Here is a 21,923-nt window from a genome sequence, read left to right as displayed (position 1 = left end):
GGCCGGCGGCCCGGCGCCGGCCTCGCGCACTCCCTTCCCCCCACACAGGAGATCCACCTCATGACCATTCTGGTGACCGGCGCGACCGGTAACGTCGGCCGCAGGGTCGTCGAGCTGCTGCTCGCGGCCGGTGCCCCGGTGCGGGCCACCTCCCGGAACCCCAAGACCGCCGAACTGGCCGCCGACGTCGACGTGCGCGCCGGGGACCTGGACGACCCCGGCTCGTTCGGCGACGCGTTGTCGGGCGTGCAGAAGCTCTTCCTGTTCCCCAGCCCGTCCGGTGTCGCGGGGTTCCTGGACCTCGCCGGGGCATCCGGGGTCCGGCACGTGGTGCTGCTGTCGTCCGGCGCGGTGAGCGGGCCCGGTGAGAGCGTCAACCCGATCGGGCTGATGCACCTGTCGGTCGAACAGGCGGTGCGGCACAGCGGTCTCGCCTGGACGGTGCTGCGGCCCGGCTCGTTCGCGAGCAACACCCTGCAGTGGGCTCCCGCGATCCGCGAGAGCGGTGAGGTCCGCATCCCGTACGCCGAGAGCACGGTCTCCCCGATCCACGAGCGCGACATCGCGGCGGTCGCCGTCCAGGCCCTGCTGTCCGGCGGCCACGAGGGCGCGACGTACGACCTCACCGGCCCGGAGTCGATGACGCAACGCCGGCAGGCTGAACTGATCGCGGCGGCGATCGGGCGTCCGGTGACCGTCGTCGACCTGGCCGGCGATGCCGCCCGGGCCCAGCTGGAGGAGCAGTACGGCGCCTTCGCGGTGCCCGGCCTCGTCGACTCGCTCCTCGCCATGTACGCCGCCTCGGTCGGCACCGCCGCCCCGGTGACGGACACGGTCGCCCGGATCACCGGCCGAGCGCCCGCGACCTTCGCCGACTGGGCCTCGGAACACCGTCCGGCCTTCACCGCTGCCTGACGGTCCGGCCCCCGGCACGAAGGAGCCGCACACGGAAGTGTGGGGCTCCTTCTCCTGCGGTCTTCGATCTTCCATCACACGCGACACTCCACGGGGAGAAGACATGATCCACCGCAGAACCGTCCTCAGGACGGGGGCGGCTCTGACCGGCGCCCTCGGTGGTGCGGGCCTGCTGGGGCCCGCCGTGGCCGGCTCCGCGCAGGCCACAGAGCTGGACCCGACCACCGTCCCGCAGTTCCAGCGGGCGATGCCGGTGCCCGGGGTCCTGCGACCGGTGTGCCGCTCGGGCATGACCAGCTACTACGACATGAGCATCGAGGAAGCGGACGCGGAGATCCTGCCCGGCCGGCTGACCCGGGTCCGTACCTTCAACGGGAACTTCACCGGTCCCGTCATCCACGCGGTCTCCGGCCGGCGCGTCGTGGTCAGGCAGACCAACCGGCTGAGCGTGCCGACCTCGATCCACCTGCACGGCGGCCACGTGCCCCAGAGCAGTGACGGCTCCCCCATGGACCTCATCGCGCCGGGCGGCGGGTCGAAGACCTACACGTACCCCAACAAGCAGCCGCACGCGAACCTGTGGTTCCACGACCACGCCCACCACCAGGAGTCGGAGACCGTCTACCGGGGGCTGACCGGCCTCTACCTGCTCACCGACGACGTGGAGCGGAATCTGGACCTGCCGTCGGGCAAGTACGACGTGCCGATCGCGCTGCGGGACGCACGCTTCGACGACAGCGGCCAACTCGTCTACAGCATGGGCGACTTCAAGAACCGCCAGGTGCTGCTCGCCAACGGCAGGGCCTGGCCGTACTTCGAGGTCGCCGCCCGCAAGTACCGCTTCCGGCTGTTCAACACGTCCAACCTGCGGTTCTACCTGCTGCAGTTGTCCGACGGCTCGGCCTTCCAGCAGATCGGCTCCGACGGCGGGCTGCTGGAGAGACCGTTCGACACGGCCTCGGTGTTCCTCGCCCCCGGTGAGCGCGCCGACATCGTCGTCGACTTCTCCCGGTACGCGGCCGGCGCCACGCTGATCCTCGGCAACGCCGGCGGGCTGCTGCCCGGCGACCCCGCCGACCAGGTCGGCAGGGTGCTGCAGTTCCGGGTCACCGGTCCCGCCGAGGACACCAGCAGCGTGCCCTCCACCCTGCGCACGCTGCCCGCCCTGGGCAGCGCCACGGTCAATCGCGACTTCGTGCTGAGCATGGACGAGACCGGCGCGACCATGGACGCGTTCATCAACGGCAAGGCCTACGACATGAACCGGATCGACACCGAGATCGAGTACGGCGCCACGGAGATCTGGACCGTCCGCAACGCCAACGTCTACACGCCGCACAACTTCCACATCCACCTGGTGCAGTTCCGCGTGCTGGAGCGCGACGGCAAGCCTGTCACCTCCGGACCGGAGAGCGGGCTGAAGGACACCGTGACCCTCAGACCAGGGGAGACGGTCAGACTGCAGGCGACCTTCACGGGCTACGAGGGCACGTACGTTTACCACTGCCACATGCTCGATCACGCGGTGATGGGCATGATGGGGAACTTCCGCGTCAGCAGGACCGCCACCACGGCCCGGAGCGAATCCCGCCGACACCGCTCCCACCCCCGGTGAGCCGTGCCGCCCGGGACCCGCCGTCGCGGAGCACCGCCGTCGTGCCACACCGTTGTCCCGGAATTCTCCCGGTCTTGGCACAGGCGACGCTTTTCCGCGCTCCGCGGGGCCGCCGCGTCGTACGCTCCGTGCGGAAGCACCCCGACACGACGTGAGGCGGCTCGAGGAAGACATGGTCAGCAGCGAGTACGAGCGCAGGATCGCAGGCCGGTTCACCGTCTTCGACCAGGACGGCAACGGCTACATCGACCGGGAGGACTTCAGCACGGCGGCCAAGGCGCTGCTCGCGGAGTTCGGCACTGCGGCCCGGTCGGACAAGGGGCAGGCCCTGTACGCGGGCGCCGAGGCGTTCTGGCAGGGCATGGCCGGCATGGCCGACCGGGACGGCGACCAGCGCATCACCCGGGACGAATTCGTGGGCATCGCGGTCAAGCGCCTGCACGACAGGCCGGAGCGCTTCGCCGAGATCGCCCGCCCCTTCCTGCACGCGGCCCTCGCCGTCGCCGACACGGACGGCGACGGCATGGCCGCCGTCGCGGACGCCGCGCGCGTGCTGCGGGTCCTCGGCGTGCCGCAGGACGTCGCGCGGACGCTCGCCGCCGCCCTGGACGCCGACGGCGACGGCAAGGTGGGCGAGGCGGAGATCGTGCCCGCGTTCGCCCGCTACTTCACCGTCCCCGAGTAACGCTCGCGCAGGACGTACTTGAGCACCTTGCGCAGGGTCTCGCCGCGCGGTAGGGCGTCCACCACCTCCAGCCGCTCCGGCAGCTTGTGCACCGACAGCCCCTGCGCGCGCAGGTACGACGTCACCGCCTCCAGGGTCAGCTCCGCGGCCCCCGGAGGCCGCTCGACCACCGCGCACACCCTCTCGCCGCGCTCCGCGTCCGGCAGCCCGATCACCGCCACGTCGGCGACGGCCGGGTGCGCGGCCAGCAGGTCCTCGATCTCCTTCGCCGAGATGTTCTCGCCCTTGCGGATGATCACGTCCTTCAGCCGCCCGGTGAGCACCAGGTGCCCGCTCGGCGTCAGCCGTCCCAGGTCGCCGGTGCGCAGGAACCCCTCCTCGTCGAACGCCTCGGCCGTCTGCGCCGGGTCCAGGTACCCCTGGCACACGGCCTCGCCGCGCAGCCGGACCTCCCCGTCCACGATCCGTATCTCCATGCCCTCCGGCGGCCGTCCCTCCGTCGTCGCCAGGTTCTCCGGGGTGTCGTCCGGCGAGCCCATGGTGATCATCGGCACCTCGGTCATGCCGTATCCGTGGGTGAGCTGGACGCCCATCTCGCGCACCACGGCGCGGTACACCTCGGGCGGCTTCGGCGCCCCGCCGCCCGCGAGCAGCCGCAGCGTCGGGACCACCTTCTCGCCGGGGTGTGCGCGCTGCTCGGCGAGGAACATCGAGTAGAACGCCGTCGACCCGCCCGCCAGCGTCACCCCGTGCCTGCGGTACTCCGTCAGCGCGTCCGGCAGCGCGAAGTGCTCCAGCAGCACCGCCGGGAAGCCGTACAGCAGCAGCATCACCAGGTAGTCGGGTCCGCCGATGTGGGCGTAGGGGAAGGCGACCGACCCCACGTCGGCGGCGGACAGGCGCAGCGCGTGCGCCAGGCAGGAGCCGCCCGCGATCAGTGAGCGGTCCGTGTGCAGCACGCCCTTGGGCGCGGAGGTCGTCCCCGAGGTCCAGTAGATCCAGCGCACCGAGGTGCCGTCGGCGGGCGGGGCGGGCAGCACGGACGGATCGCCGTCGGGCAGCCGGTCGTACGCCTCGAAGACGCCCCGCGCGCCCAGCCGCCGTGCCATCGCCGTGTGGTCGAAGCCGCGCCACTCGCCGGGCACGGCGAAGAACTCCGCCTTCGACTCGCGCAGCGCGAAGCCGGCCTCCCGGTCCCGGTAGAAGGGGATGAGCGGGGTCTGCACGGCGCCGAGCCGGGCCAGCGCCAGGGAGAGCAGGACCGTCTCGACGCGGGTGGGCAGCTGCCAGCCGACCACCGTGCCGGGGCGCACGCCCATGTCGTACAGGCCGGCCGCGACGCGCTCGGCGCGGTCGTGCAGTTCCCCGAAGCTCAGGGAGCGCTCGCCCTGGAGGAGGACCGGGCGGCGGGGGGTGCGGGCGGCGCGGCGGGTGACCAGTTCCCACAGGGTGCGGGACGCGCCGAGCGCGTGGGCGGTGTCGTTCACAGCGGCTCCCCCTTCGGCAAAAGGCTGACGGTTCGTCAGATCGTGGCAGAGCGTAGGGCCGGGCGCCTTGTCGGTCCAGGGGGGCGGGGCTAGCCTGCTGGGCAGAAGCAGAGCTGACGGAGCATCAGAAACGACAGCGAAGACGTCGTCGTGCCAGCCGGAGGGGATCATGACCGACCCGGGCGAACTGCCCCGCATCATCAGCGTCGACGACCACGTGATCGAGCCGGCCCACCTCTTCGAGACCTGGCTGCCGCGCAGGTACCGCGACCGCGGCCCCCGGCCCGTCACCGCCGGGATCGGTGAACTCGCCTACGTCGGCGGCAAGTACCGGATCACGATGGACCCCGACGGCCCGCCGACCGACTGGTGGATCTACGAGGACCTGCAGTTCCCGTACAAGCGCAACATCGCCGCCGTCGGATTCGACCGGGACGAGATGACGCTGGAGGGCATCACCCGCGCGGAGATGCGGCGCGGCTGCTGGGACCCGAAGGAACGGCTCGCCGACATGGACCTCAACCACGTCGAGGCCAGCCTCTGCTTCCCGACCTTCCCGCGCTTCTGCGGCCAGACCTTCGCCGAGGCGCACGACAAGGAGGTCGCGCTGGCCTGCGTGCGCGCCTACAACGACTGGATGGTGGAGGAGTGGTGCGGCGACAGCGGCGGCCGGCTCGTCCCGCTGTGCCTGATCCCGTTGTGGGACGTGGAACTCGCGGTCGCCGAGATCCGGCGCAACGCCGCACGCGGGGTGCGGGCCGTCACCTTCTCCGAGATCCCCACCCACCTCGGCCTGCCCTCCATCCACTCCGGGTACTGGGACCCGTTCTTCGCGGCCTGCCAGGAGACGGGGACGGTGGTCAACATGCACATCGGGTCGTCGTCGCAGATGCCGGCCGCCTCCCCGGACGCCCCGCCCGCCGTCCAGGCGTCGCTCAGCTTCAACAACGCCATGGCCTCGATGATGGACTTCCTCTTCAGCGGGGTGCTGGTGCGCTTCCCCACCCTCAAACTCGCCTACTCCGAAGGGCAGATGGGCTGGATCCCGTACGCCCTGGAGCGCGCCGACGACGTCTGGCGGGAGCACCGCGCCTGGGGCGGGGTGCGGGACCTGATCCCGGAGCCGCCGTCGGCGTACTACTACCGGCAGATCTTCTGCTGCTTCTTCCGCGACAAGCACGGGGTCGCCTCGCTGGACGTGGTGGGCCGCGACAACGCCACCTTCGAGACCGACTACCCGCACGTCGACTCCACCTTCCCGCACACCAGGGAGGTCGCCCTCGACCACGTCAAGGGCCTCGACGCGGAGACGGTCCACAAGCTGATGCGGGGCAACGCGATCCGCATGCTCGGCCTGGACCTCGACCGCTGATGGACCTGACGTACACGCCGGAGGAGGAGGACTTCCGGGCCCGGCTGCGCGAGTGGCTGGCCGAGGCGCTGCCCGCCCTGCCGCCCAGGCCGTCGCCGCGGGACTGGCCGGCCCGCCGCGCCTACGACCTCGGCTGGCAGCGGATGCTGTACGACGCCGGGTACGCCGGCGTGCACTGGGACGCCTCGCCGACCGTGCGGCTGATCTTCCTGGAGGAGACCGAGAAGGCGGGCGCGCCCTACGTGGGGGCGAACTTCGTCGGACTGCTGCACGCCGGGCCGACGATCGCCGCCGAGGGCACCCCCGTCCAGCGGGAGCGCTGGCTGCCGCCGATCCTGCGCGGCGAGGAGGTCTGGTGCCAGGGCTTCAGCGAACCGGACGCCGGTTCCGACCTCGCGGCGCTGCGCACGCGCGCCTGGCGGGACGGCGACGCCTATGTGGTGAGCGGCTCCAAGATCTGGACCTCGCACGCCGAAGTGGCCGACTGGTGCGAGCTGTTGGTGCGCACGGACGCCACCGCGCCCAGGCACCGGGGCATCACCTGGCTGGCGATGCGGATGGACGCCCCGGGCGTCACCGTACGGCCGCTGCGCACCCTGGCAGGCTCGGCGGAGTTCGCCGAGGTGTTCCTCGACGAGGTGCGGGTGCCGGTGGCCGACCGGGTGGGCGACGAGAACGACGGCTGGCGCGTGACGATGGTGACGCTGTCCTTCGAGCGCGGCACGGCCTTCGCCGGCGAGGTGGTGGCCTGCCGCCGCGTCCTGGGCGAACTCGCCGCCGAGGCACGCCGCAACGGGCGCTGGGACGATCCGGCGCTGCGGCGCAGGCTCGGCACGCTGAACGCCGAGTTCCGCGCGCTGTGGCGGCTGGCGCAGTGGAACGTGAGCGAGGCGGAGGAACGCGGAGGCGTCCCGGGCGTCGGCGGCTCGGTCTTCAAACTGCGGTACTCGCACGCCCGCCAGGACCTCTACGACACCGCGGCCGACGTGCTGGGCCCGGACGCGCTGGACCTGGACCGGCCGTGGGTCCTCGACCGGCTGACCTCCCTGTCGTACACCATCGCGGCCGGCACCTCGCAGATCCAGCGCAACATCGTGGCGGAACGCGTCCTGGGACTTCCGAAGGGGCGGTGACGGAGCGGCGACGGGGCGGTGATTCCGGCGTGGAAGGGGCGGTGAACGGGCGGTGGCGGTGAAGGGGGTGGATCGGCGTGCGGTTCCGGGTCAGTGAGGAGCAACGAGCCCTGCGGGACGGGGTGCGGGAGGTGCTCGGGCGGTGCTTCGGGCGCGAGGCGCTGTGGCGGGCCGTCGACGCGGGAGGGCGGCTCGACCGTGCGGTGTGGCGGGAGTTGGGGGCGGCCGGGTTCTTCGCACTGCGGGTGCCGGAGGCGGAGGGCGGGGTCGGGCTCGGGCTGCCCGAGGCGGTGCTGGCGTTCGAGGAGGCGGGCCGGGCGCTGCTGCCCGGTCCGCTGGTGGCCACCCACCTCGCGGCGCGGGAGGTGCCGGGCGCGGCCACCGGCGAGACGGTCGTCGCGGCCGTCGACGGCGGGCTGGTGGAATGGCTCACCGAGGCGGACTCCGTCCGCGGCGACGCCGCGAAGGCCGTACCGCTGCGGTCGGTCGACCCGTTGACGCCGCTGCACCGGGTGCCCGGCCCGGCGACGGCGGCGGCCGATCCGGTGGGCGTTCTGCTCACCGCGGCCGAACAACTGGGCACCGCCACACGCGTGTGCGAGCTGGCCGCGCAACACGCCCGGACCCGTGAGCAGTTCGGGAGGCCGATCGGTGCCTTCCAGGCCGTCCAGCACCTGTGCGCCGAACTGCTGGTGCGCGCCGAGGTGGCCCGCACCGCGGTCTACGCGGCCGCCGTCACCGCCGACCGGACCGACATCGCCGCGGCCCGGCTGCTGGCCGACGAGGCCGCCCTGCGCGGCGCCCGCGACTGCCTCCAGGTGCACGGCGGCATGGGCTTCACCTGGGAGTCCGAGGTGCACCTGCACCTGAAGCGGGCGTGGGTGCGGTCGCTGCGTGGCGGTGGCGTGACGGAGTGTGAGGAGCTGCTCGCGGCGGATCTGACCGCCTGAGCGGCATCGTCCTGGGGCGTCGCCCGCGCGACCGACACGGATGTCGCGGATCGTGGCATACCGGAATCACGGAGCGTTGATACCCGGTTGTGTCCTAAGAGTGATCCGTCACGTCCTGGAGTCGCCGCCGTGCTCCGGTACCTTCTGTGGGATGCGAGTGGTGCCGAGGACGGGTCATCCCGGTTTTGCCCCCATGGCAAGGCCGTACCGAGCCTGTTCGACTCGCCGCCGCGAGCGTCGCACAGTATGCCGCACGGGTACTCCTTCGCGCTGGAATATGCCCGAAGCGCTTGTTGAGGTGACTGTACGTCAACCAAGCTGTCTCGTAAGGGATTCACGTTCCGTGACCCTTGCTCTGGGCTCTGCGTCGGCCGTTGTTCTGGCCATGCAGAAAATGGCTACGATCGTGGCCCTCGCCGCGGCGTGCGCGCGGCCCGAGGTCTGGTGTCCGCCGGTTCGGATGGTGTGAGCGGTGCAGGTGCTTCAAGTGCAGTTGGAGATCCGGCCCGACCCCGCAGAGGTCGGGCGCGCCAGGCGGTGGGCGCGGTCGCGCCTGGCCGGGTCCGGCATACGGGAGGACGAACCGCTCGCCGAGACGCTGGTGCTGCTCGTCTCGGAGCTGGTCACCAACGCCGTGGTGCACACCGGCTGTCCGGCCGTGCTGCGGCTGTCCCTGGCGGGCGCGGTGGCCGGAACCGCCACCGTCCGCGTCGAGGTGGCCGACGCCAGCGACCGGGCCCCGGTGCCCCGGTGTCTGGACGGCGACACCACCGGCGGGCGGGGGCTCGCCCTGGTCGACGGCCTCGCCGACCGCTGGGGCTGGAACCCCGAGGGCTCCGGCAAGCGCATCTGGTGCGAACTCGACCGCTGCGAGCGCGCCGGGCAGGGTGCGGCCGGCTGCGGGAGCGGGGCGTCGGCGTACGACGGGCTGGCCTTCGAGGCGGTCTGACCCGCTCCCGTCCGCGGGTGGTCCGTCAGGCCTGGCGCACGGGCGCAGAAACCGCTGTCAGGCCCGGCCGGCGCCGGGGAGGTGCGCCGGGACGTGCTTCCGTGCGCGTCAATGACAAGTCGGACATAAGTGAGGAATTCCGCACTGGCTGTTGACGTGTCCTGTCCGTTTGATCACCCTTGAGGTCAGCGATTCGCCGCGAGGGGACGGCGAGGGTTCCGGTGACGGGAACCCTCGGCGAGCGTGGGTCGTGACGCGGCGTCCGTTCCCTCGGGGTCAGGAGGGCCGGAACGGGTGCGCCGCAGTCGGATGGCGGTGTGCGGCGCCGTGCTCGGGGCGGGCGGGGCGCACCGCCGTCCGACGGTTTCGCCGTCCGGCGGTTTCGCCGTCCGACGGTCTCCGGCGTCCGCGGTCTTCCCGTGTTCACGGCTGTTCCGCATCCGCGGCTCTCCCGCGTCCATGCCTCTCCCGTGTCCATGCCTCTCCCGCGGCCACGGCTCACAGGACGGCGACCGGTGCCACCGGGGTGCCCGTCGCGCCGACGAACGGCTCGGGCATCGCCGACAGCAGGAACGCGTACCGGCCGCTTTCTCCACAGGCTGTGGACAACTCTTCGAGATTCCAGTTCTGGCCCTGGAGCATCCCCATCTCCACGAGGTCGAGCGCGTGCACGGCCAGCCACAGGTCCTCGATCTCGGGCGGGAAGATCTCGAAGGTGAGGGTGTCGTTCGCCACGGCGGCGACGTCCCGCGCGTGGAACCACTCCGGCGTGCGCACCGACAGCCCCGGCGACGGATAGCCGTACGCCTCCCGGTCCCCGGCGAGACAGAGCCGCATCTGCCCGGTCCGCACCAGTACCACGTCGCCGGCGCGCACGCGCGTGCCGGCGAGTTCCTCCGCGGCCTCCAGGTCCTCCGGGGTGACCGCGTGCCCGCCCGCCAGCCGGTCGACGCCCCGCGCGCGGGCCACGTCCAGCAGCACCCCGCGCGAGACCACGTGCCGCGCCTTGTCGATGCCGGCGAACTCGGCGCCCCCGTGCGCGGTGACCGTGCCGGCGGGGCGGCCGTTGTAGAGCCGCCCCGAGTGGGAGACGTGGGCCAGCGCGTCCCAGTGGGTGGCGGCCTGCAGCCCCATGGTCACGGCGTCGTCGCTGCACGCCACCGTGCCCGGCCCGAACAGTTCCTGGTTGATCTGCACCATCGTGTGCAGCGGGTTGACCCGCCCCGGGATCACCCCGGTCTGCACGCCGTCCTGCCGCAGCGGCAGCGCGAGCGGGATCCGGCGGCCGGTGCGGACGGTGGCGGCGGCCTCCCGGACCACCTCGTCGGTGATCAGGTTCAGGGTGCCGGCCTCGTCCTCCGGCCCCCAGCGCCCCCAGTTGTTCACGCGCTTCGCGATCTCGTGGAACTCGGCCGGCAGTGACATCGGCCCTCCCCGGGGCTTGTCTCCGGATGTCTGGCGGGACATAAAATCTAACGGTCCGTCAGAAACCGCGGGAAGGGGCCGGAGTGGGGAACTTCTTGGCAGGCAAGGCCGTCGCCGTGACGGGCGCCGGACGGGGCATCGGGCGGGCGGTGGCGCTGGCCGCGGCGGCCGAGGGAGCGAAGGTCGTCGTCAACGACTACGGCGTCTCGGTCGACGGCGCGTCCCCCGGCAGCGCGGTCGCCGAGGCGGTCGTCAAGGAGATCGAGGCCGCGGGCGGCGAGGCGGTCGCGGTGGCCGACGACGTCTCCACCATGACCGGCGGGCAGCGGATCGTGGACGCGGCGCTGGAGTCGTACGGGCGCCTCGACGGTGTCGTCTGCGTCGCCGGGATCCTGCGCGAGCGGATGCTGTTCAACATGTCCGAGCAGGAGTGGGACCCGGTGGTGGCCACCCACCTCAAGGGCACGTTCACCGTGTTCAGGGCCGCCTCGGCGGTGATGCGCCGACAGCGGGCCGGGACGCTGATCGGGTTCACCAGCGGCAACCACCAGGGCTCGGTGTCGCAGGCCAACTACAGCGCCGCCAAGGGCGGGATCATCTCGCTGGTGCGCAGCGCCGCCCTGGGGCTGCACAAGTACGGGGTGACCGCGAACGCGGTGGCGCCCGTCGCCCGTACCCGGATGTCGGCCGGGGTGCCCATGGAGCTGACGGAGATCGGGGAGCCGGAGGACGTGGCCGCGCTGGTCGTCTACCTGCTGTCGGACAGGGCGAAGGAACAGCAGGTCACCGGCCAGGTCTACACGGTCGCCGGCCCCAAGATCGCGGTGTGGGCGCAGCCCAGGGAACTGCGGGCCGCGTACGCCGAAGGCGGCTGGACGCCGGAGACGATCGCGCGGTTCCTGCCGGGGACGGTGGGGGTGGACCCGATGCCGATGCTGCGGCAGCTGGAGGAGATGGAGCGGGCGGCGGCGCGCGGGGACCGGCCCAACACCTGAAGGACCCGACACCTGAGAGGGGAGAGCGTCGTGGACTTCGGATTCACCGCCGAGGACGAGGCGTTCCGGGCCGAGGCCCGGGCCTGGCTCGCCGCACACGCCTCGGACACCGCCGACCGCCGCGCCTGGGAACGCACCCTCGGCAAGGCGGGCTGGATCGGGCTCGGCTGGTCCGAGTCCGGGTACGGCAACCGCACCGCGGACCTCACCCGGCAGGTCGCCTGGGCCGAGGAGTACGCCCGCTCGTCGGCGCCGCCGCGTTCCGGGCACATCGGCGAGAACCTCCTCGCCCCCACCCTGCTCGCCCACGGCACGCCCGAGCAGAAGGCCCGCTTCCTCCCGCCGATCGCGGCCGGCGAGGAACTGTGGTGCCAGGGCTACAGCGAGCCCGGCGCCGGTTCCGACCTCGCGGGGGTGCGCACCGCGGCCGTACGCTCCGCCGACGGCGACTACCGCGTCACCGGGCAGAAGATCTGGACGTCGCTGGCGCACGAGGCGGACTGGTGCTTCGTGCTGGCCCGCACCGAGCCCGGCTCCCGCCGCCACCACGGCCTGAGCTTCCTGCTGCTGCCCATGGACCAGCCGGGGCGGATCGAGGTGCGGCCCATCCGCCAGCTCACCGGCACGAGCGACTTCAACGAGGTCTTCTTCGACGGCGCCCGCGCGCGCGTGGAGCACCGCGTCGGGGGCGAGGGCGACGGCTGGCGGGTCGCGATGAGCCTGCTCGGGTTCGAGCGGGGGGTGTCCACGCCGGCCCAGCAGATCGGCTTCGCCGAGGAACTGGCCGACGTCGTCCGGGCGGCCGTGCGCTCCGGCGCGGTGCGCGACCCCGTCGTCCGCGACGAGCTGGTGGCGCAGTGGGCGGAGTTGCGCGCGATGCGCTGCAACGCGCTGCGCACACTGGGGCGTTCGGACGTGCCGGGCGCGCCGAGTGTGGCCAAGCTGCTGTGGGCGGGCTGGCACCGGCGGCTCGGCGAGCTCGCCGTGCGGGTGCGCGGGGCCGCGGCGGGCGCCGGACCGGCCGACTGGTCGCCGTCGGCGCCGTACGAACTCGACGCGGCACAGCACCTGTTCCTGTTCTCCCGGGCCGACACCGTCTACGGCGGCTCGGACCAGGTGCAGCGCACGATCATCGCCGAGCGGGTGCTCGGCCTGCCCAGGGAGCCCGAGGGGGGCGAGTGATGCGCGCGGTGGTGTTCGACGGGAAGCGGACCGAGGTCGTGGACGACCTGGAGGTGCGCGATCCCGGCCCCGGCGAGGTGCTGGTGGCGGTGAAGTCGGCCGGACTGTGCCACAGCGACCTGTCCGTGGTGGACGGGACCATCCCCTTCCCCGTCCCGGTGGTGCTCGGGCACGAGGGCGCCGGGGTGGTGGAGGCGGTGGGCGCCGGGGTCGCCCATGTCGCGCCCGGCGACCACGTGGCCCTGTCCACGCTGGCCAACTGCGGCACCTGCGCCGAGTGCGACCGGGGGCGGCCGACGATGTGCCGGCAGGCGATCGGGCGGCCGGGGCGGCCGTTCACGCGGGGCGGGCGGCCGGTGTACCAGTTCGCCGCGGACTCGGCGTTCGCGGAGCGCACCGTGGTGAAGGCCGTGCAGGCGGTGCGCATCCCGGCGGACGTGCCGATGCCGTCCGCCGCGCTGATCGGGTGCGGGGTCCTCACCGGGGTCGGCGCCGTGCTCAACCGGGCGCGGGTGGACCGCGGGGAGAGCGTGCTGGTCATCGGCACGGGCGGCATCGGCCTCAACGTCATCCAGGGCGCCCGGCTCGCGGGCGCGCTGACGATCGTCGCGGTCGACGCGAACCCGGGGAAGGAGGCGGTGGCCCGGCGGTTCGGGGCGACGCACTTCCTGACGTCGGCGCGCGACGTGCGGGAGATCCTGCCGTCCGGCGCGGACCACGCCTTCGAGTGCGTCGGCCGGGTGGAGCTGATCCGGCAGGCCGTCGACCTGCTGGACCGGCACGGGCAGGCCGTCCTGCTCGGCGTGCCCCCGGCGAACGCGGAGGCGTCCTTCCAGGTCTCCTCCCTCTACCTGGACAAGTCGATCCTCGGCTGCCGTTATGGCTCCTCGCGACCGCAGCGGGACATCGCCCTGTACGCCGAGCTGTACCGGGCGGGCCGGCTGCTGCTGGACGAGCTGGTGACGGCGACGTACCCGGTCGAGGACTTCGACCGGGCGCGGGCGGACGCGGAGGCGGGCCGCGTCGCACGCGCCGTCCTCACCTTCTGAAACGCTCCTCGCTCCGGGGCCGCGTCATGCTCCTCCCCCCGGGGCCGCCGTCACGTTCCGGCGCCGGCGCGGAAGGTGCGCCGGTACGCCGTCGGCGTCACCCCGAGCGCCGTCTGCAGGTGCTGCCGCATCGACTGCGCCGTGCCGAAGCCGGCGTCCCGGGCGATCTGGTCCACCGACCGGTCGGTGCTCTCCAGCAGCTGCCGCGCCCGCTCCACCCGCTGCTGGGCGAGCCACCGGCCGGGGCTGACGCCGACCTCCTCGCGGAAGCGGCGGGTGAAGGTGCGCACCGACATGGACTCCCGCGCCGCCATGTCCCGCAGCTGGATCGGCTCGTGCAGCCGTCCCAGCACCCAGGCGCGGGCCGCGGTCGTGGTGGCCTGCTGCGGGTCGGGCACCGGCCGCTGGATGTACTGCGCCTGCCCGCCGTCGCGGTGCGGCGGTACGACCGTGCGGCGGGCGACCTCGTTGGCGACGGCGGTGCCGTGGTCGCGGCGCACGATGTGCAGGCACAGGTCGATGCCGGCCGCGACGCCGGCCGAGGTCAGCACGTCGCCGTCGTCGACGAACAGCACGTCCGGGTCGACGTCGATCTTCGGGAAGAGGCGTTGCAGGTGCTCGGTCTCCGCCCAGTGGGTGGTGGCGCGCCTGCCGTCGAGGAAGCCGGCGGCGGCCAGCACGAACACGCCGGTGCAGATGGAGGTCAGCCGGGTGCCCGGCCGGATGTGCGCGAGCGCGGCGGCCAGCTCCTCGGTGAGCACGCCCTGCTCGAAGACCGGGCCGAGTTCGTAGGAGGCGGGGACGACCACCGTGTCCGCGGTCGCCAGCGCCTGCGGCCCGTGCTCGACCATGACGGAGAAGTCGGCGTCCGTCCGCACCGGGCCGGGCGGCCGGACCGAGCAGGTCACGACCTCGTACAGGGGCCGGCCGCGGCTGTCCCTGGGGCGGCCGAAGATACGGTGCGGGATGCCCAGCTCGAAGGGGAGCAGGCCGTCCAGGGCGAGGACGACGACGCGGTGCGGACGGAACTCCGGCTCACGGCTCATGGCCCGATCCTAGTGAACACTGTCCTCCGGGCCACTCGATCGCGCCGCTCGCGTACCGGATGCTCTGTTGCGTGAGTCAGACAACCGAAGCCGCAGCCGCCGTAGAGGAAGCCCGCCCGCCCCGGAATCCGCGGGTCCACCGTGCGTGGTTCGTCGCCGCCGTCACCTTCGTGACGATCATCGGGGCGGCGGCCTTCCGCTCGCTCCCCGGACTGCTCATCGACCCGCTGCACCAGGAGTTCGGCTGGTCACGCGGCACGATCGGCGCCGCCGTCTCCGTCAACCTCGCGCTGTACGGCCTCACCGCCCCGTTCGCGGCGGCGCTGATGGACCGCTTCGGCATCCGGCGGGTGGTCGCGGCCGCCCTCACCGTGATCGCGGTCGGTTCGGGCCTGACCGTGTGGATGACGGCGGCCTGGCAACTGCTGCTGTGCTGGGGCCTGCTGGTGGGTCTGGGCACCGGCTCGATGGCGCTGGCGTTCGCCGCCACGGTCACCAACCGCTGGTTCACCGAGCGCCGCGGCCTGGTCACCGGCATCCTCACCGCCGCGTCGGCGTCCGGTCAGCTGATCTTCCTGCCGCTGCTGTCCTGGATCGTCGAGACGCACGACTGGCGCCCGGCGGCCGTCACGGTGGCCCTCGCCGCGCTCGCGGTGGTGCCGTTCGTCTGGCTGCTGCTGCGCGACCATCCGGCCGACGTGGGCCTGGCGCCCTACGGCGCGACCGCCTTCGTGCCCAAGCCGCCGCCGGTCCCCGGCGCCGCCCGCCGCGCGGTCGCCGTGCTGTCGAGGGCCGTCCGCACCGGCACCTTCTGGCTGCTGGCCGGCACCTTCGCGATCTGCGGCGCGTCCACCAACGGCCTGATCCAGACCCACTTCGTGCCCGCCGCCCACGACCACGGCATGCCCGTCACGGCGGCCGCCTCGCTGCTGGCGGTGATCGGCGTGTTCGACGTCGCCGGCACGATCGCCTCCGGCTGGTTCACCGACCGCTTCGAGCCGCGCCGCCTGCTCGCGGTGTACTACGCCCTGCGCGGCGTCTCGCTGCTGTTCCTGCCGATGCTGCTGGCCCCGTCGGTGCATCCGCCGATGCTGTTCTTCATCGTCTTCTACGGCCTCGACTGGGTCGCCACCGTCCCGCCCACCATCGCCCTGTGCCGCGCGCACTACGGCGACGACAGCGCGATCGTCTTCGGCTGGGTCCTCGCCTCCCACCAGGTCGGCGCCGCCCTGGTGGCCTTCCTCGGCGGCGTCGCCCGCGACGTCTTCGGCTCCTACGACATGGTCTGGTACGCCTCGGGCGCCCTGTGCGCGGCGGCGGCCCTGATGGCCCTGGTGATCCGCCGGCCGGCGGGGCGCGCACCGGTCCCGGCGTGAGCGGGCCGGGGCGGGCGGTCGGCGGTTCCTCGGAGCCGGGCGGAGGCGGCGCCGGCGCACGACGACACGTGCGTCCACGGCGGCTCCGCGCGAGCGGCCCGCCGTGACCGGCCGGCGCCGCCCCTCGGCGGGCTGCCCGGCAGCCCGCCGTCCGGGGTGCGGAGCGGACGGCGGGCGGACGGCGGTGTCAGAGCGCGTTGTTCTTTATGACACGCCGGGCCGAGACGAAGAGCATGCCGATGTTGACCGTCTTGCGGGCCACGACGACGGCGATCACGTCGTCGTTGTTCGGCATACGGACGAACAGGTGCACCAGGTTCTCGCTGTTGACGAGGATCTCCTGGAAGTAGTGGGCGGTGCTCTGGCTCCCGCGCCGCTCCTTGAACATGTTCTCGATCGCCACGACGTTGCGGCCCTGGAAGAGGTCGAAGGTCGCGGCGCCGAGCACGTCGAGGACCTCCCTCGGGTGCGAGTCCACGGTGTCGACCGCCAGCAGCATTCCTGTCGTCATGTCGACGACGCCGGAAGCGACGTAGTCCGGGATCTCCACACGGAACGCCGCGACCAGGGAATTGACGCGGTCGGACAAGCTCTGCATGCTCATGTGATTTCTCTCTCTGGTCTCGGCGGACAGTGCGCCAAGGTGTTTTCTTGCGGTTCTCGATGGTCCGGGTGGCGGCTGCCGGACGACGGCCGGCGGGGCGACACCGTCTCCGGCGGAGCGTCCGCGTGTTTCAGCGCGGAACCGGTTCCGTCGCCGGGCGGACGGGGGATCGAAGGCGTTCGTGGAGCAGCGTGAACAGCACGGCGAAAAGTAGAGCGGTTCCCTCTCACACGACCGGGCGGCGCTCGCCGAAGAGCGCGGCGGACATGCTCCGGATGCTGTTCCGCGCCTCGAGGTGCAGCCGGGCGAGGTTGAGGTGCCGGTCCGTGAGGACCACCAGCAGGCACTCGCTGCCGAGCGCGTACACGGCGATGTAACCCGACTCGAAGCGGGTCACCGTCTCACAGAACTCGCCGCTGCCCGTCTGCTGGCCCGCACTGCGGGCCAGGCCCAGCATGGCCGCCGCCAGAGCGGCCAGGGTCTCCGGGTGGGCACGTTCGTTCCTGCCGGTGATCAGCATTCCGTCCACGGAGGCCACCGCCGCGTCGGAAATGCCCTCGACCCGGCTTCGGAGCGCGTCCAGCTCTGACAGCAGCGCGGTGTGGTTCATCCGCTGCCCTTTCTTCTTGCGTGATCGAAGCGGCCACGCGTTCACACGCCGCCCTCTTTTCCGATGTTCTTCCGTCGGCTGTTCTTCCGTCCGCCCGTGGCGGTGAGGAGTACCGGTTCCTCGCGGGAGCCTGCGCGCCGGGACGACGGCCCGGACCGGCGCCCGGCGCTCGGTGCGGGCACCTCGAGCGTTGGTGGGTGCGCCGCGCTTCCGGCTACCGCTCGTCACGCTCACGCATCGCTTGGAGGCGCTCGGCGACGTACGGGCCGCCAGGGCTCCCGGTGACGGCCGCGGCTCCTGCCGGGAGACGCTCAGTCCTCCGCGGGGCCGGGTGGGGGTGCCGTCACGCGATCGGCGGCCGCGCGGAACGGCACGCGGGGTAAGAAACCGCAGCGGACGGTGCCCCGGTCGGGGAGGCGGCGGCTGTGACTGCTGCTCGGAAGGGCCTGCAACATGACTCCTAGGAGGACACCGGTTTTCGTTTGTTCGGTCTCCGCCGGTGGTCGCCACGTCTGGGTCGGGCACCACGGAAGGGAGTCGGGCCGACTCGGGGCGCGTCGATGCGATGACTCCCGCTCCCCGAGGCGTGTGATCATCTCAGACCCGATTGGGTTGATGCATCACGAGTTGATTAACGAAAATGTGACAAATGAGTGACGATCCGTTGTGGGCCCTTTACTCAGCGCTTCGGCCGTCCGTCAGCCGTGACGCGGGAGGCTTCACTCCCGGGGCCCGCGACGCCGCTCCTCGACGGGCGAACGTTGCACGTCCTGGCGGAAGCGGCCCTGGTGGAAGAGCAGGGGCGGGGTGTCCTCGCACTCGCCGGTTCCCAGCGCCCCGACCCGGCCCACCACGATCAGGTGGTCGCCACCGGTGTGCACGGCGTGGATCGCGCAGTCGATCCACGCCACGGCGCCCGCCAGCCGGGGCGCGCCGGAGAACGGCGCCGGTTCGTGATCGACGCCGGCGAACTTCTCCCCGCCGCTCACCGCGAAGCCACGGCACAACTCGGCCTGGTCGGCGGCGAGGACGTTGACGCAGAAGACGCCCGCACGGGCGATGCGCGGCCAGGTCGTCGACCTGCGGCCGACCATGAAGGCGACCAGCGGCGGGTCGAGGGAGAGGGACGAGAAGGACTGGCAGGCGAAGCCCGCCGGGCCGTCCTCGCCGTCGGCGGCGGGGGCGGTGATCACGGTCACGCCCGTCGCGAACTGCCCGAGGACTTGACGGAAGGCGGCCTGGTCGACGGGCGCGCGTTCGTCCTCGCGGACGCTGCGCAGCTCGGGGCGCGGCAGCGCCTCGACGGGGGCCGGGGCCCCGGCCGACCGGAGGTAGCGGACGGCGGCCGCGGCCGCCCCTGCGTGTCCCATCACACCGGCCATTGAAGCTGACGTCACGTCAGATGGGAAGGGCCGGAGAAGCCCCGGTACCGGTCAGCGCCCCCGGTAGTCGGGGCTTCTGCGCTCCACGAAGGCCCGTACGCCCTCCTGGGCGTCCCGCGTGGTCATGTTGATCTCCTGCGCGGCGGCCTCGGCGGCGAAGGCGGCGGCGCGGTCGGTGTCCAGGGAGGCGTTGACGAGCTGCTTGGTCAGGGCGAGGGCGCGGGTCGGTCCGGCGGCGAGGCGGGCGGCCCACGCGCGGGCCGTCGCCGCCAGCTCGCCGTCGGGGACGACCCGGTTGACCAGTCCGAGGTGTGCGGCGTCGGCGGCGGTGAGCGCGTCGCCGAAGAACATCAGCTCCTTGGCCCGCTGCGGGCCGATCAGCCGGGGCAGCAGGTAGGCGCCCCCGCCGTCCGGGACCAGCCCGCGGCGCACGAACACCTCGATGAACCGGGCCGACTCCGCGGCCAGCACCAGGTCGCAGGCGAACGCGAGCTGGGCGCCGAGCCCGGCCGCCGTGCCGTTGACGGCGGCGATCACCGGCTTCTCGCAGTCCAGCACGGCGGCGATCAGGCGCTGCGCGCCCAGGCGCAGGGTGCGGGCGACATCGCCGGGGAGCCGCTCGCCGGCCGCCGCGCCGCCGCGCAGGTCCGCCCCCGCGCAGAAGCCGCGCCCGGCGCCGGTGAGGACGACGGCCCGTACGGCGGGGTCGGCGGAGGCGTCGTCCAGCAGCGCGACGACGCGGTCGCGGGCCTCGGGCGTCAGGGCGTTGAGGGCCTCGGGCCGGTCCAGGGTGAGGTGGGCGACCCGGTCGTGGACCTCGTGCCGTACCGGGGCGCTCAACGGCACACCACCAGCGCGTCGAGGGCCACCGCGCCCTGCCCGCGCTCCAGCACCATCAGCGGGTTGACGTCGAGCTCCGCGATGTCGTCACCGAGCTCCAGCGCCATGCGCTGCACCCGCAGGACCACCTCCACGAGCGCGTCGAGGTCGGCCGGGGGCCGTCCGCGCACCCCGTCGAGCAGGGCCCGCCCGCGCAGCTCGTCGAGCATCTCCCGGGCCTGCTCCTCCCCGAACGGCGGCACCCGTACGGCCGCGTCGCGCAACACCTCCACCAGCACGCCGCCCAGCCCCACCGTCACGGTCGGCCCGAACAGCTCGTCGTGCGTGACGCCGACGACCATCTCGACCCCCCGCTCGACCATCTGGCACACCAGTACGCCGTCCAGCTCGACGCCCTCGTAGCGGGCGATGTCGGTCAGCTCGCGGTAGGCGTCCCGGACCTGGCTGGCCGAGGTGAGGCCGATCTTGACCAGGCCCAGCTCCGTCTTGTGGGCGATCCGCGCGCCGGACGCCTTCATCACCACCGGGTAGCCGACCAGCCCGGCCGCCCGTACCGCCGCCGCCGCGCTGGTCACCAGCTGCTCGCGCGGCACCCGGATGCCGTACGCCCGCAGCAGCTGCTTGGCCGCGTGCTCGCTCAGCTGCTCGCCGGGCCGCAGCAGCGCCCGCGCCTTGCGGAAGGACGGGGACGGGGTGCGCGGGGCCGCGTCGAAGGGGGAGCGGTAGCCGGCGGCGAAGCGGTGGTGGCCGAGGTAGGCGCGCACCGCGGTGAGGCAGTTGGCGACGGTGCGGAAGGTCGCCACCCGGGAGGACCCGAGCAGCACCTCGCGGTACGCCGGCTCGGTGCCGACCGGCGACCCCCACACCACGCACACCAGCTTGTCCGTCTCCTCGGCCGCGTCCACCAGGTCCCGCACCAGCTTGTCGCTGAGCGGCGGGAACGGCCCGGTGACCGGGCAGATCAGCACGCCCACCTCGGGGTCGGCGAGGATCGCGTCGATGATCTTCCGGCCGCGGTGGTCGCCGACGGGGTGGCCGCCGTTGTCGACGGGGTTGGCCACGTTCAGGTATCCGGGGATCCACTGGTGCAGCTCGGCCTGCCGGGCCTCGGACAGCACCGGCAGCCGGAGCCCCGCCCCGGCCGCGAGGTCGGCGACGTGCGCGCCCGTGCCGCCGGAGATGGAGTAGACGACGACGCCGTCGGCGCGGGGCGGCCGGGCCCGGGCCAGCAGGGCGGCGGTGTCCTGGAGTTCGTCGAGGCCGTCCACCCGGATCACGCCGAACTGCCGCATCGCCGCGTCCACCACCGCGTCCGCGCCGGTCAGCTTCCCGGTGTGCGAGGCGGCCGTGCGGGCGCCGGCCTCGGTGCGGCCCACCTTGACGGCGACCACCGGCACCCCGCGCCGGGCGGCCCGGTCGGCGGCGAGCAGGAAGGAACGGCCGTCCTTCAGTCCCTCGACGTAGGCGGCGATGGCGCCGACCTCGGGCTGCTCGGCGAAGTAGGAGACGAAGTCGGCGGTCTCCAGGTCGGCCTCGTTGCCGGTGGGCGCCCAGTGGGAGAGGCGGATGCCGAGTTCCTGGAGCGCGAAGACGGGCCGGCCCTGGTGCCCGGACTGGGTGATGAGCGCGATGGCGGGGCCGTCGAGGTCGTCCCGGAACCGTTCGAAGGCGTTGAGGTTGGTGTTGGGTCCCAGCAGCCGCATGCCGGACCGTGCGACGGCGGCGGCCAGGCGCTCCTGCTCGGCCGCCCCCCGCTCGCCGGTCTCGGCGAACCCGGAGGCGAAGACGACCGCGAACCTGGCCTTGGCCGCGGCGAGCTGCTCCACCACGGGGAGCGGGTCGGCGACCAGCACCACGGCGACGTCGACCTGTTCGGGCAGGTCGGCGACGGACGCGGAGCAGGGGATGCCGAACACGGACGGGCGGTGCGGATGCACCGGGTGCAGCCGGGCGCCCACCCGCTCGGCCCAGCCGACGAGTTGCCGGGTGATGCCGGTGTTGGGCCGCCCCTCGGCGTCCGAGGCGCCGATCACGGCGACGGACTCGGGGCGGAAGAAGCGGTCGAGGTCGGGGACGCCCGCGTACAGGGGCCGGCCGCTGACGTCGAGGTCGTCCGCCTCGGCCGGCCGGCCGTGCACGGCGGGCCCGGGCTGCTCGCCGCAGGCGATCACCCGGGCCCGGCGGGAGTCGGTGGTGAGGGTGCCGTGGGTCGATCCAAGCATCTGTCCGCCCGCTCCTGTGTGACAGCAATAACTGACGCTCTGTCAGATTACTGAACTGACGCCGTGTCAGGAACCGCCGTGCAGGC

Annotated in this window: 19 protein-coding genes; 11 read left to right on the top strand and 8 right to left on the bottom strand. The window is 73.0% G+C overall.

What is annotated here, in order from left to right; translation table 11 throughout:
* The first annotated feature begins 60 nt into the window (after positions 1 to 60).
* From VKA29_RS02080 to VKA29_RS02070, 3 genes are all read left to right on the top strand, one after another.
* The gene (locus VKA29_RS02080; RefSeq protein WP_324783371.1) at positions 61 to 915 is read left to right on the top strand and encodes an NAD(P)H-binding protein; all 855 of its coding nucleotides are present in this window, start codon (positions 61 to 63) and stop codon (positions 913 to 915) included.
* 103 nt (positions 916 to 1,018) lie between these two features.
* Positions 1,019 to 2,530 carry a multicopper oxidase family protein gene (locus VKA29_RS02075; protein WP_324783370.1) on the top strand — a complete coding sequence of 504 codons (1,512 nt, stop codon included), beginning with the start codon at positions 1,019 to 1,021 and terminating at the stop codon, positions 2,528 to 2,530.
* A 172-nt stretch (positions 2,531 to 2,702) separates the two neighbouring features.
* Complete coding sequence (locus VKA29_RS02070; RefSeq protein WP_324783369.1) at positions 2,703 to 3,215, top strand: EF-hand domain-containing protein; 513 nt, start codon at positions 2,703 to 2,705, stop codon at positions 3,213 to 3,215.
* Here the strand turns inward: VKA29_RS02070 and VKA29_RS02065 are convergent.
* The gene (locus VKA29_RS02065) at positions 3,194 to 4,702 is read right to left on the bottom strand and encodes an AMP-binding protein (protein ID WP_324783368.1); all 1,509 of its coding nucleotides are present in this window, start codon (positions 4,700 to 4,702) and stop codon (positions 3,194 to 3,196) included. The two genes, VKA29_RS02070 and VKA29_RS02065, sit on opposite strands and share 22 nt — an antisense overlap.
* A gap of 169 nt (positions 4,703 to 4,871) precedes the next feature.
* Here VKA29_RS02065 and VKA29_RS02060 point away from each other — a divergent pair, with 169 nt between their 5' ends.
* From VKA29_RS02060 to VKA29_RS02045, 4 genes are all read left to right on the top strand, one after another.
* Positions 4,872 to 6,074, top strand: coding sequence for an amidohydrolase family protein (locus VKA29_RS02060; RefSeq protein ID WP_324783367.1), 1,203 nt, complete (start codon positions 4,872 to 4,874; stop codon positions 6,072 to 6,074).
* Positions 6,074 to 7,207: an acyl-CoA dehydrogenase family protein gene (locus VKA29_RS02055; RefSeq protein ID WP_324783366.1), complete on the top strand. Its 1,134-nt coding sequence runs from the start codon at positions 6,074 to 6,076 to the stop codon at positions 7,205 to 7,207. The genes VKA29_RS02060 and VKA29_RS02055 overlap by 1 nt, the downstream gene beginning before the upstream one ends.
* 77 nt (positions 7,208 to 7,284) lie before the next feature.
* Positions 7,285 to 8,157 (top strand): acyl-CoA dehydrogenase family protein, encoded by an 873-nt coding sequence (locus VKA29_RS02050; RefSeq protein ID WP_324783365.1) that lies wholly within the window; start codon positions 7,285 to 7,287, stop codon positions 8,155 to 8,157.
* A 472-nt stretch (positions 8,158 to 8,629) separates the two neighbouring features.
* A complete protein-coding gene (locus tag VKA29_RS02045) occupies positions 8,630 to 9,106 on the top strand; it encodes an ATP-binding protein (protein WP_324783364.1) in 477 nt (158 codons plus the stop codon).
* A gap of 498 nt (positions 9,107 to 9,604) precedes the next feature.
* On the opposite strand, the gene VKA29_RS02040 is transcribed toward VKA29_RS02045, so the two are convergent.
* Positions 9,605 to 10,531 carry a cyclase family protein gene (locus tag VKA29_RS02040; RefSeq protein WP_324783363.1) on the bottom strand — a complete coding sequence of 309 codons (927 nt, stop codon included), beginning with the start codon at positions 10,529 to 10,531 and terminating at the stop codon, positions 9,605 to 9,607.
* Positions 10,532 to 10,614: 83 nt separating this feature from the next.
* On the opposite strand from VKA29_RS02040, the gene VKA29_RS02035 reads away from it, so the two are divergent.
* Genes VKA29_RS02035 through VKA29_RS02025 form a run of 3 tightly spaced genes read left to right on the top strand, consistent with a single transcriptional unit; the run spans position 10,615 to position 13,757 of the window.
* Positions 10,615 to 11,526, top strand: coding sequence for an SDR family NAD(P)-dependent oxidoreductase (locus tag VKA29_RS02035; protein ID WP_324783362.1), 912 nt, complete (start codon positions 10,615 to 10,617; stop codon positions 11,524 to 11,526).
* A 30-nt stretch (positions 11,527 to 11,556) separates the two neighbouring features.
* Positions 11,557 to 12,708: an acyl-CoA dehydrogenase family protein gene (locus VKA29_RS02030; protein ID WP_324783361.1), complete on the top strand. Its 1,152-nt coding sequence runs from the start codon at positions 11,557 to 11,559 to the stop codon at positions 12,706 to 12,708.
* Positions 12,708 to 13,757: a Zn-dependent alcohol dehydrogenase gene (locus VKA29_RS02025; RefSeq protein WP_324783360.1), complete on the top strand. Its 1,050-nt coding sequence runs from the start codon at positions 12,708 to 12,710 to the stop codon at positions 13,755 to 13,757. Before VKA29_RS02030 ends, VKA29_RS02025 begins: the two co-directional genes overlap by 1 nt.
* Positions 13,758 to 13,807: 50 nt before the next feature.
* Here the strand turns inward: VKA29_RS02025 and VKA29_RS02020 are convergent, their stop codons facing one another.
* Positions 13,808 to 14,803 (bottom strand): GlxA family transcriptional regulator, encoded by a 996-nt coding sequence (locus VKA29_RS02020; protein WP_324783359.1) that lies wholly within the window; start codon positions 14,801 to 14,803, stop codon positions 13,808 to 13,810.
* A 71-nt stretch (positions 14,804 to 14,874) separates the two neighbouring features.
* Here VKA29_RS02020 and VKA29_RS02015 point away from each other — a divergent pair, with 71 nt between their 5' ends.
* The gene (locus VKA29_RS02015; RefSeq protein ID WP_324783358.1) at positions 14,875 to 16,179 is read left to right on the top strand and encodes an MFS transporter; all 1,305 of its coding nucleotides are present in this window, start codon (positions 14,875 to 14,877) and stop codon (positions 16,177 to 16,179) included.
* 187 nt (positions 16,180 to 16,366) lie between these two features.
* Here VKA29_RS02015 and VKA29_RS02010 read toward each other — a convergent pair whose 3' ends face one another.
* The 5 genes from VKA29_RS02010 to VKA29_RS01990 form a co-directional block, all read right to left on the bottom strand.
* Positions 16,367 to 16,783 carry a hypothetical protein gene (locus tag VKA29_RS02010; RefSeq protein WP_324783357.1) on the bottom strand — a complete coding sequence of 139 codons (417 nt, stop codon included), beginning with the start codon at positions 16,781 to 16,783 and terminating at the stop codon, positions 16,367 to 16,369.
* Between the two features lie 226 nt (positions 16,784 to 17,009).
* Positions 17,010 to 17,393, bottom strand: a complete 384-nt coding sequence (locus VKA29_RS02005; protein ID WP_324783356.1) for a roadblock/LC7 domain-containing protein — start codon at positions 17,391 to 17,393, stop codon at positions 17,010 to 17,012.
* Between the two features lie 719 nt (positions 17,394 to 18,112).
* Positions 18,113 to 18,763 (bottom strand): flavin reductase family protein, encoded by a 651-nt coding sequence (locus tag VKA29_RS02000; protein ID WP_324783355.1) that lies wholly within the window; start codon positions 18,761 to 18,763, stop codon positions 18,113 to 18,115.
* A 63-nt stretch (positions 18,764 to 18,826) separates the two neighbouring features.
* Entirely contained in the window at positions 18,827 to 19,621 is a 795-nt protein-coding gene (locus VKA29_RS01995; protein WP_324783354.1) for an enoyl-CoA hydratase/isomerase family protein, read from the bottom strand.
* Entirely contained in the window at positions 19,612 to 21,837 is a 2,226-nt protein-coding gene (locus tag VKA29_RS01990; protein WP_324783353.1) for an acetate--CoA ligase family protein, read from the bottom strand. Before VKA29_RS01990 ends, VKA29_RS01995 begins: the two co-directional genes overlap by 10 nt.
* Between the last annotated feature and the right edge of the window lie 86 nt (positions 21,838 to 21,923).

Source organism: Streptomyces sp. H51 (genome assembly GCF_035656535.1).
Lineage (GTDB): Bacteria > Actinomycetota > Actinomycetes > Streptomycetales > Streptomycetaceae > Streptomyces.
This window is presented reverse-complemented; position numbering and strand designations above follow the sequence as displayed.

What these genes read in the sequence shown, in the direction of transcription:
- VKA29_RS02080 (WP_324783371.1), top strand. Translation starts at nt 61, where the DNA reads ATGACCATTCTGGTGACCGGCGCGACCGGTAACGTCGGCCGCAGGGTC.
- VKA29_RS02075 (WP_324783370.1), top strand. Translation starts at nt 1,019, where the DNA reads ATGATCCACCGCAGAACCGTCCTCAGGACGGGGGCGGCTCTGACCGGC.
- VKA29_RS02070 (WP_324783369.1), top strand. Translation starts at nt 2,703, where the DNA reads ATGGTCAGCAGCGAGTACGAGCGCAGGATCGCAGGCCGGTTCACCGTC.
- VKA29_RS02060 (WP_324783367.1), top strand. Translation starts at nt 4,872, where the DNA reads ATGACCGACCCGGGCGAACTGCCCCGCATCATCAGCGTCGACGACCAC.
- VKA29_RS02055 (WP_324783366.1), top strand. Translation starts at nt 6,074, where the DNA reads ATGGACCTGACGTACACGCCGGAGGAGGAGGACTTCCGGGCCCGGCTG.
- VKA29_RS02040 (WP_324783363.1), bottom strand. Translation starts at nt 10,531, where the DNA reads ATGTCACTGCCGGCCGAGTTCCACGAGATCGCGAAGCGCGTGAACAAC.
- VKA29_RS02025 (WP_324783360.1), top strand. Translation starts at nt 12,708, where the DNA reads ATGCGCGCGGTGGTGTTCGACGGGAAGCGGACCGAGGTCGTGGACGAC.
- VKA29_RS02020 (WP_324783359.1), bottom strand. Translation starts at nt 14,803, where the DNA reads ATGAGCCGTGAGCCGGAGTTCCGTCCGCACCGCGTCGTCGTCCTCGCC.
- VKA29_RS02010 (WP_324783357.1), bottom strand. Translation starts at nt 16,783, where the DNA reads ATGAGCATGCAGAGCTTGTCCGACCGCGTCAATTCCCTGGTCGCGGCG.
- VKA29_RS02005 (WP_324783356.1), bottom strand. Translation starts at nt 17,393, where the DNA reads ATGAACCACACCGCGCTGCTGTCAGAGCTGGACGCGCTCCGAAGCCGG.
- VKA29_RS02000 (WP_324783355.1), bottom strand. Translation starts at nt 18,763, where the DNA reads ATGGGACACGCAGGGGCGGCCGCGGCCGCCGTCCGCTACCTCCGGTCG.
- VKA29_RS01990 (WP_324783353.1), bottom strand. Translation starts at nt 21,837, where the DNA reads ATGCTTGGATCGACCCACGGCACCCTCACCACCGACTCCCGCCGGGCC.